Raw genomic sequence first — 7,787 nt, forward strand, 5'->3', positions numbered from 1 at the left:
GAAGGCCGGGACCCAGGTGAAACCCAGGGCGATTGAGGTGGTATCCGAGGCGCGGCCCGTGTTCAGGCGCTGAACACGGGAGATGAATCTGGGTCCCGGCCTTCGCCGGGATGAGCGGCGTTTTTCACGACTCCTCCTCGAACAGCCCGGGCTGTCCGCCCGCCTGGATCAGCGGCGGCGGGGTGAGGCCGATGTGGGTGTAGGCCTTGGCGCAGACCATCCGGCCACGCGGCGTACGCTGGATGAAGCCCTGCTGCAGCAGGAAGGGCTCGATGACGTCCTCCACCGCGTCGCGGGCCTCGGCGATGGCGTAGGCCAGGGTCTCCACCCCGGCCGGGCCGCCGCCATAGTTCTCGATCAGGGCGCGCAGGTAGCGGCGGTCCAGGGCGTCCAGCCCAGCTTCGTCCACGTCCAGACGCGCCAGCGCTTTGGCGGCGGCCTTCTGGTCGATGAGGGTGGCGCCGTCGGCGGCGGCGAAGTCACGGACTCGGCGCAGCAGGCGGCCGGCCACCCGGGGCGTGCCCCGCGCCCGGGCGGCGATCTCCAGGGCGCCGTCCGGCGACAGCTCCAGGTTCATCTTCCGGGCCGCCTGGGTCAGCACCTTCTGCAGCTCGCCGTGGGTGTAGAACTCCAGGCGCAGTGGAATACCGAACCTGTCGCGCAAGGGCGTGGCCAGCAGGCCGGCCCGTGTCGTCGCCGCCACCAGGGTGAAGGGCGCCAGGTCGATGCGGATCGAGCGGGCCGAGGGGCCGTCGCCGATGATCAGGTCGAGGACGTGATCCTCCATCGCCGGATAGAGGATTTCCTCCACATTGGCCGGCAGGCGGTGGATCTCGTCGATGAACAGCACGTCGCGCGGTTCGAGATTGGTCAGGATGGCCGCGAGATCGCCGGCCTTGGCCAGGACCGGCCCGCTGGTGGCGCGGAAGTTCACGCCGAGCTCGCGGGCGACGATCTGGGCGAGCGTGGTCTTCCCCAGGCCGGGCGGGCCAAACAGCAGGACGTGGTCCAGGGCCTCGGCGCGGGCCTTGGCCGCCTCGATGAAGACCGAGAGATTGCCCTTGGCCTGCTCCTGTCCGACGAACTCCGCGAGCGTCTGGGGCCGCAGCGCCTTGTCGGAGCCCTCCATCGGGACCTCCTCGCCGGAGACCAGACGGGTCATCGACCGAGTTCCTGCAAACCCGCCTTGATCAGCGCCTGGACTGTCGCCTCATCCCCCAGGCGCAGGGCGGCCTGTTCGACGACACGGCGGGCGTTCACCTCGGCGATGCCCAGCCCCATCAGGGCCGAGACCGCCTCGCCGGTGGCGGACGGCGCGAGCGGGGCCGGCGTCATGGCGGTGGCGTGGAAGGCGGCGACCGGGCCGTCGGAGAGCGGCTTGTCCTTCAGCTCGGTGACGATGCGCAGGGCGAGCTTGGGGCCGACCCCGTTGGCGCGGGCCACGGCGGCCTTGTCCTCGCGGGCGGCGGCCTGGGCCAGTTCCGCCGGCGACAGGATGTCCAGCACCCCCAGCGCCGCCTTGGGGCCGACCCCCTGGATGGACTGCAGGACGACGAAGGCGCGGCGCTCGTCGCGGCCAAGGAAGCCGTAGAGGCGCATGCCGGTGGCCTCCGACCACTGGGTCTCGACGTGCAGCACCGCCTCCTCGCCCAGGGCCGGCAGGTGGCCAAGCGTGCGCGCGCCGCAGCGGACCACATAGCCGACGCCGGCGACGTCGATCAGGGCGTCTTCCTCGCCGACCTCGGCCACCAGGCCCCGCAGCCGCCCGATCACGCGGCGGCTCCGTAGCTGCGGGCCTTGCGGGCGTGGGCGTGGGCGATGGCGACGGCCAGGGCGTCGGCGGCGTCGGCGGTGGCGGGGCCGGCCTTGGGCAGCAGGCGGGCGATCATGAAGGCCACCTGGGTCTTGTCGGCCGACCCGGTGCCCACCACCGACTTCTTGACCACGGTGGCGGCGTATTCGGCGACGGGCAGGCCGGCGCGGGCCGGAACCACCAGGGCCATGGCCCTGGCGTGGCCGAGCTTCAGGGCCGAGGCGGCGTTATTGTTCATGAAGGTCTCCTCCACGGCCGCCTCGTGGGGGCTGTGCAGGGCGACGACGTCGGTGATGCCCACGAACAGGGCCAGCAGGCGCTCGGAGAAGGGCAGGCTATCCTTCGGCGCGATGACCCCATGGGCCACGTGGGTCAGCCGCGCCCCGTCGATCTCGATCACGCCCCAGCCGGTGCGGCGCAGGCCAGGATCGAGGCCGAGGATACGGATGGCGGTCATGCGGAGACTCAAGGCGCGTTCGGGATATGTTCCGGTGATACAGCGGCCATCAGAGTTAAGGAAGGGTGTTGTGGTGGGATCACCCCCGCGCCTGCACCGCCAGGATCTGGTGCCCCGGTCCCTTGCGCACCACCAGGTCGGCCTGGTCTCGGGCGGGCAGGATGTGGTCGTGGAGGTTCTTCAGATTGACCTTCTCCCAGACCATCCTGGCCAAGCCCTCGGTCTCGGCCCGGCTCATGCCGCGGAAGCGGGCGTAGAAGGAGGCGGGATCGTGTTCGGCCGCCTCCCACAGGCCCATGAAGCGGGCGGTGTACCAGGCCTCCAGGTCGTACTCGGGCGCGTCCAGATAGATCAGGCTGTCGATCAGGGACGGGCCGTGGGTGGGAATTAGGTTCAACCCCTCGATGATTAGGATGTCGGGCCGATCCAGCGTGCGGGCCAGGGCCGGGTCGATGTCGTAGGTCACGTGGGAATAGCCGGGGAACGCAGTCGGCCCTCGACGCACGCTCTCCAGGGCCGCGCGCAGGGCGGCGTGATCATAGGACGGGGGAAAACCCTTCTGGTTTGACAGGTCGAGTTCCGCCAGCCGGGCGTTGGAGAACAGGAAGCCGTCGGTGCAGACCAGCTCCACCCTGTCCCCCGCCGTCGCCAGATGCTCGGCCAGGGCGGTCGCGAACACGGTCTTGCCCGCCGCCACCGCGCCCGTGACGCCGATGATGTAGGTCCCCGACGCAGGCCGCCGCGCGGCGAGGCGCTCGGCCACCTGGCTCAAATCCATCGCGGCCATCCGCCCTCCACGCTTTTTCCGGAGGCGACCCTGACACAGGGCCGCGGCTCTGGGCTAGATGGTCCAAAGAGGGGGAGAGCAACATGGCCAAGACCACGAACCGAACGTCCGTCGAGGACCTGAACCGCGCCAATGACGGCAAGCTGCCGGGCCATCTGGGCCTGATCGTCACCGAGGTCGCCGACGGCCGGGTGGTGGGGCGGTTCGAGGTGCGGCCCGACCTGGTGGCCCACACCGGCTTCCTGCTGGCCGGCTGCCTGCTGTCGGTGGCCGATATCCTCTGCGCCTACGGCGTCTCCACCGCCTGGCCGGAAGGGGCGAGCGGCTTCACCACCGCCGAGGTGAAGGCCAACTTCATGAGCACCTTGCGGGAGGGGGCGGTGGTCTGCACCGCCCAGATGCTGCACGGCGGCCGCACCACCCAGGTCTGGGACGCGACCCTGACGGACGCGGCCACCAGCAAGCTGATGGCCGCCTTCCGCTGCACCCAGATCATCCTCTATCCGAGAGCCTAGGCGCCGGCCGAGGCCGCGGAGGATTGGGCTTCGCTCTTGGCCGGCGGCGCCTGCAGCAGCTCGATGGTGTAACCGTCGGGGTCCTTGGCCAGGCCGACCACGGCGCCGCCCAGGCTGGCGATGGGCGCCGGCTCGCGGATGATGGTCATGCCGTCGGCCTTGATCCGGTCGCTCACCGCCTTGGGGTCGGTGACGTAGAAGACCAGCTTGATCGGGTTGTCCTTGTAGTTCCGCTCCGAGCCGTCGGTATAGTGCATCAGCACCACCGCGGTACGGCCCTCGAAGGCCACCACCACCTCATCCATGTAGTCCAGCTTGAAGGTCTGAACCTGCTTCATGCCCAGGACCCGGGTGTAGAAGTCGGTGGAGCGGGCCAGGTCGCTGACCCCGATGCCGGTGGCGCCGAGATAGTCGGGGGAACGGGGCATGGGTTTTCCTCTCAGGTTTTCAGTCTGAATAGCCGAGCTGGCCATACCGCCATACAGAAATGTGGCCGGCCCTAGCGGTCGCGCCTGAACTTCGCCGCATCCGCCGCCAGCGACGACGACATCTTCGCCTCCACATCCTCCTCGGCCTGATAGGGCAGGGAGCCCGCAACGCCGCGGATGGCCAGCCACATCTGGAAGCTGAACTGCGGCAGGATCTTCAACGGGCGCCGCTTGTCGGTGACGTCCCAGCCTGCGGCCTCGAAGGCCTCGACTTGGTCGCGCTCGGACTGGCGCTCGATCCTGTCCCAGTCGGCGGGCAGGGTGACGTTGTCGGCCTCGTCGAGGGTCAGGCCGAAGTTGGCGCGGCTCACCTTGTCCAGTTGCGGAAACTCTGCCTGCGCCCCTGGCTCGCGCATGGCGGGCTTCATGACGGAGGCGAATTCCAGGTCGGCGATGCCGGGCAGGTCGATCAGGCGGCGCAGGGTGCTCATGGGGCCAAGTCTAGCCGAAGGCCTGGCCGGGCCCAAGCGGGGCCAGCCCTCGCTCGGGCGGCCAGTAACTGCGGCTTACGACCGCGCGGCGCCGCCGCTGGTGATTTCCTTGATCAGCCCCTGGAGCTGCTGCTTGCCGCCCGCGTTCCAGACCGCCTTCATGTGCTCAAGGGTCCGGGCCGCGCCCTCCTCGAACTTCCAGTCGCAATCGTCGAAGCGGCAGTCCTTGAAGACCGGCGCCTCGCCGCCGGAATAGACCAGGCGGCACTTCTGGAAATCGCAGTCGTGGAAGGTCTCTCCGTCGAGCTGGACGGTTTCACGGGTGAAGGCTGTGGAGCTTTGCATGGCGCGGTCTTCCTGAGGTCTTTGGGGCGAGGCGGCGGGCCCACCGCGGAGGATCGCGGGTCAGGTTCGGAGAAGCGCTCGGCAGGGCGGCTAAACACCCGAAAGGGGCGCAGAATGCAAGCGCGGCCTGCGAAAACCGGTGTTGGGCCAATGTGCGGCCGCGCCGATCAGCCGCCTTCTCGTTAAGGCCAAGCTAGCGGTCGCCCGGCCGATGTCGATGATCAGGGCGCGAGGACGACACCGCCATCGCCGCCTGAAAACAGAGGACAGGCGGCCGTGGTCGGCGTATCGGCCCGCCATGACCAAGCTCTTCTTCGACCTGCAGTCGACCCACAACCCGCACCGCTGGTTCATGCCCCTGACGCCGGCCGTCTGCGTGGGGCCCCCGGAGAATCTCTTCATGTACGGCGGCATTGGCCTAGCCAGCGCCATCGCGGCCATGGAACGGACCTGCGCCCGCCCGGTGATCTGGGCCACGGCCCAATACCTGTCTTACGCACGGCCCGGCTCGGTGGTGGACCTGGACGTCTGGGTTCCGGTGCAGGGCAAGTACAACAGCCAGGCCCGGGTGATCGGCCATGTCGGCGACCAGGAGATCTTCACGGTCAACGCCGCCTTGGGCGCCAGGCCCAGCACGGTTTCGCACCAGTGGGTGACCATGCCCGACATGCCGGCGCCTGAAGACTGTGAGCGCTCGGTGCTGTGGGGTGACCAGGGGGACAACCTCAACGGCCGCCTGGACGTGCGGATGGCCAAGGGCCGCTACGGCGAGGGCCCACGCACCGGCGAACTCAGCGCCGACGGCCGGCTGGTGATGTGGATCAAGCCGGTAGAGGACTACGCCGTCGACGCCAGCATGCTGGCGATCATGGCCGACTACGTGCCCTCGGGCGTTGGCGCGGCCCTGGGTCGCCAGGGTGGAGGCAACAGCCTGGACAACACCCTGCGTATCCGCCGGATTGTGCCAACCCGCTGGGTGCTCTGCGACATCCAGATCACCGGCATCCACGGCGGCTTCGCCCACGGCGTCATGAACCTGTTCGCGCAGGACGGAGAGCTGATGGCCACCGCGAGCCAGTCGGTGATCGTGCGGATGATGGACTAGGATTGGGCCCGCGCCGGCGACCCCGCGCGGATCACGTGCAGGGCGTTCAGGGCGAACTCCACGTCCTCGGGCGTGTTGCGGAAGCTGGGGGTCAGGCGGACGTGGCGCTCGGCATAGGGCGAAACCGAGCCTATGATCCTGTACTGGCGCAGCCTGCGCGACACGCCGTCGGCCGATAGCCCGTCGACATCGAAGGCCACGATGCCCGCCGATAGCCGGGGGTCGCGGGGCGTGCGCAGCCGGATGTGCGGCATCTGCACCATGCCCTCCTTCAGCCGGCTGGCCAGCTCGACGGTGCGGTTGCGGATATTGGTCTTGCCCACCCGCTGGTGAAAGCCGAAGGCCTCGGTCAGGGCCCAGACGTGCTCGAAGGCTTTGAATCCCCCGGGCGTCATCCGCGCCCCGGTGGAAGGGCCCGGATCATAGCCGCCGAGCCAGGCCGAATAGGCGCCCTCCGCCAGGAAGCTGGGCACGGTGGGCTCCACCCGGCTCCACCCCAGGGGAGTGCCGAAGATCACCCCGGTGCCGCGCGGCCCGAACAGCCACTTGTGGCAGCCGGCCACCAGGAAGTCGCAGCCAAGCTGGGGCAGGCTCGCATCTTCCACGCCGAAGCCATGAACCCCATCGACGCAGAACAGCACCTTCTCGTGCGGCGCGCGGGACGCGTTGATGGGGATCAACGCATCGGCGATGGCGCGGATGGGCATCTTCAGCCCGGTGGAGGAGTGGACCCAGGTCAGGGCCAGGACCCGGGTCTGGGGGCCGATATTGGCCACGATCCGCCCGACGATCTGCTCAACGGTGACGGTTTCCACCCGCTCGAACAGGCTGATCTTGCGCACCGTTGCGCCGCCGCGCAGGGCCGCCAGGCGCAGGCTCTCATGGGTGACATAGTAGTCGTGGGTGGTGGTCAGGACCTCCTGGCCGTAGCGGAGGCCAAGGCCGTTGTAGAGCAGGCCGATGCCGGACGTGGTGCTCTCGCACAGGGCGATGTTCTGGGCCGGCACGCCGAAATAGGCGCCGGCGGCGGCGCGGGCGGCGTTCTGCAGCGGCCGATTGTTCATCTCCAGATAGCGGACCGGATTGGCGTCGAGGGCGCGGCGGTGGCGGTCGATGGCGTCGCGCACCGGCTTGGGATTGGAGGCGAACAGCATAGCCGACAGATCGACCTCCCCCCAGTCCAGCGCCCACTGGTTGCGCACCCAGGTCCAGTCGACGGTTCCTGGCGCGGGGGTCGCGGTCGGCGGCGGCGTGGGAGGAACATGCGGCTCGCCGTCGGCGAAGTCGGGGTCGGTGACCTGATCGCTGTCCTGGGCCAGCGCCGCGGGCGCGAGGGCCGCGGCGCCGAGCGCCAGGCCAGAGCGCGCCAGCAGGTCACGCCGGCTGGGCGTCCCGCCGCGAGATTTCGAAGCCATGTGTCCCCCTCATGGCCGCCTTGGCGGGCGGCCGGGGACAATAGTCCCGATAGGGTGACGGCTGTTCACCCGGTTTCTTGTCCAGGATGAATCCGTCTCGGGCGTCTCCCGGTAGGGTTAGCCGAACTTCTCCAGGTCCTCGTCGGAGATCTCGTAGTCGCCGTAGACGCTCTGGACGTCGTCGTCGTCCTCCAGGGCGTCCAGGAGCTTCATGAGCGTGCCAACGGAATCACCGCTGATCGGGGTGCCGCCCTTGGCGCGCCAGATGATCTTGGTGGACTTGGCCTCGCCCAGGCTCGCCTCGAGGGCGGCGGCCACTTCGGCGAAGGATTCGTAGCCGGTGAAGATGGTGTGGGTTTCCTCGTCGGACTCCACGTCCTCGGCCCCGGCCTCGATGGCGGCCTCCATCACCTTGTCCTCGCTGCCGACCT

General features: G+C 69.2%; 11 protein-coding genes. 2 read left to right on the forward strand and 9 right to left on the reverse strand.

The window, feature by feature from the left end; all coding sequences use genetic code 11:
* Positions 1–124: 124 nt before the first annotated feature.
* The 4 genes from ruvB to RMO97_RS12335 all read right to left on the reverse strand — a co-directional run bounded on the left by ruvB (position 125) and on the right by RMO97_RS12335 (position 3,057).
* Positions 125–1,162 (reverse strand): Holliday junction branch migration DNA helicase RuvB, encoded by a 1,038-nt coding sequence (gene ruvB, locus RMO97_RS12320; RefSeq protein WP_310541362.1) that lies wholly within the window; start codon positions 1,160–1,162, stop codon positions 125–127.
* Entirely contained in the window at positions 1,159–1,773 is a 615-nt protein-coding gene (ruvA, locus tag RMO97_RS12325; protein ID WP_310541363.1) for a Holliday junction branch migration protein RuvA, read from the reverse strand. Before ruvA ends, ruvB begins: the two co-directional genes overlap by 4 nt.
* Positions 1,770–2,270, reverse strand: a complete 501-nt coding sequence (gene ruvC / locus RMO97_RS12330) for a crossover junction endodeoxyribonuclease RuvC (RefSeq protein ID WP_310541364.1) — start codon at positions 2,268–2,270, stop codon at positions 1,770–1,772. Before ruvC ends, ruvA begins: the two co-directional genes overlap by 4 nt.
* A gap of 79 nt (positions 2,271–2,349) precedes the next feature.
* Positions 2,350–3,057: a hypothetical protein gene (locus tag RMO97_RS12335; protein WP_310541365.1), complete on the reverse strand. Its 708-nt coding sequence runs from the start codon at positions 3,055–3,057 to the stop codon at positions 2,350–2,352.
* An 83-nt stretch (positions 3,058–3,140) separates the two neighbouring features.
* Here RMO97_RS12335 and RMO97_RS12340 point away from each other — a divergent pair, with 83 nt between their 5' ends.
* Positions 3,141–3,572, forward strand: a complete 432-nt coding sequence (locus RMO97_RS12340) for a PaaI family thioesterase (protein WP_310541366.1) — start codon at positions 3,141–3,143, stop codon at positions 3,570–3,572.
* Here RMO97_RS12340 and RMO97_RS12345 read toward each other — a convergent pair.
* From RMO97_RS12345 to RMO97_RS12355, 3 genes are all read right to left on the reverse strand, one after another.
* The gene (locus RMO97_RS12345; RefSeq protein ID WP_310541367.1) at positions 3,569–4,000 is read right to left on the reverse strand and encodes a VOC family protein; all 432 of its coding nucleotides are present in this window, start codon (positions 3,998–4,000) and stop codon (positions 3,569–3,571) included. The genes RMO97_RS12340 and RMO97_RS12345 overlap by 4 nt on opposite strands.
* A 71-nt stretch (positions 4,001–4,071) precedes the next feature.
* Complete coding sequence (locus tag RMO97_RS12350) at positions 4,072–4,491, reverse strand: hypothetical protein (protein WP_310541368.1); 420 nt, start codon at positions 4,489–4,491, stop codon at positions 4,072–4,074.
* A gap of 75 nt (positions 4,492–4,566) precedes the next feature.
* Positions 4,567–4,836 (reverse strand): hypothetical protein, encoded by a 270-nt coding sequence (locus RMO97_RS12355; RefSeq protein ID WP_310541369.1) that lies wholly within the window; start codon positions 4,834–4,836, stop codon positions 4,567–4,569.
* A 298-nt stretch (positions 4,837–5,134) separates the two neighbouring features.
* Between RMO97_RS12355 and RMO97_RS12360 the strand changes: the two genes are divergently transcribed.
* Entirely contained in the window at positions 5,135–5,941 is an 807-nt protein-coding gene (locus tag RMO97_RS12360; RefSeq protein WP_310541370.1) for an acyl-CoA thioesterase domain-containing protein, read from the forward strand.
* On the opposite strand, the gene RMO97_RS12365 is transcribed toward RMO97_RS12360, so the two are convergent.
* Together RMO97_RS12365 and RMO97_RS12370 are read right to left on the reverse strand one after the other, a co-directional pair.
* Positions 5,938–7,356, reverse strand: coding sequence for an aminotransferase class V-fold PLP-dependent enzyme (locus RMO97_RS12365; RefSeq protein WP_310541371.1), 1,419 nt, complete (start codon positions 7,354–7,356; stop codon positions 5,938–5,940). The two genes, RMO97_RS12360 and RMO97_RS12365, sit on opposite strands and share 4 nt — an antisense overlap.
* 117 nt (positions 7,357–7,473) lie before the next feature.
* On the reverse strand, positions 7,474–7,787 hold a 314-nt coding region (locus RMO97_RS12370), incomplete at its 5' end, for a YebC/PmpR family DNA-binding transcriptional regulator (protein ID WP_310541372.1).

Source organism: Phenylobacterium sp. (assembly GCF_031425575.1).
Lineage (GTDB): Bacteria > Pseudomonadota > Alphaproteobacteria > Caulobacterales > Caulobacteraceae > Phenylobacterium.

Coding starts and splice junctions, on each gene's coding strand:
- ruvB (WP_310541362.1), bottom strand. CDS start 1,162: ATGACCCGTCTGGTCTCCGGCGAGGAGGTCCCGATGGAGGGCTCCGAC.
- ruvC (WP_310541364.1), bottom strand. CDS start 2,270: ATGACCGCCATCCGTATCCTCGGCCTCGATCCTGGCCTGCGCCGCACC.
- RMO97_RS12335 (WP_310541365.1), bottom strand. CDS start 3,057: ATGGCCGCGATGGATTTGAGCCAGGTGGCCGAGCGCCTCGCCGCGCGG.
- RMO97_RS12340 (WP_310541366.1), top strand. CDS start 3,141: ATGGCCAAGACCACGAACCGAACGTCCGTCGAGGACCTGAACCGCGCC.
- RMO97_RS12345 (WP_310541367.1), bottom strand. CDS start 4,000: ATGCCCCGTTCCCCCGACTATCTCGGCGCCACCGGCATCGGGGTCAGC.
- RMO97_RS12350 (WP_310541368.1), bottom strand. CDS start 4,491: ATGAGCACCCTGCGCCGCCTGATCGACCTGCCCGGCATCGCCGACCTG.
- RMO97_RS12355 (WP_310541369.1), bottom strand. CDS start 4,836: ATGCAAAGCTCCACAGCCTTCACCCGTGAAACCGTCCAGCTCGACGGA.
- RMO97_RS12360 (WP_310541370.1), top strand. CDS start 5,135: ATGACCAAGCTCTTCTTCGACCTGCAGTCGACCCACAACCCGCACCGC.
- RMO97_RS12365 (WP_310541371.1), bottom strand. CDS start 7,356: ATGGCTTCGAAATCTCGCGGCGGGACGCCCAGCCGGCGTGACCTGCTG.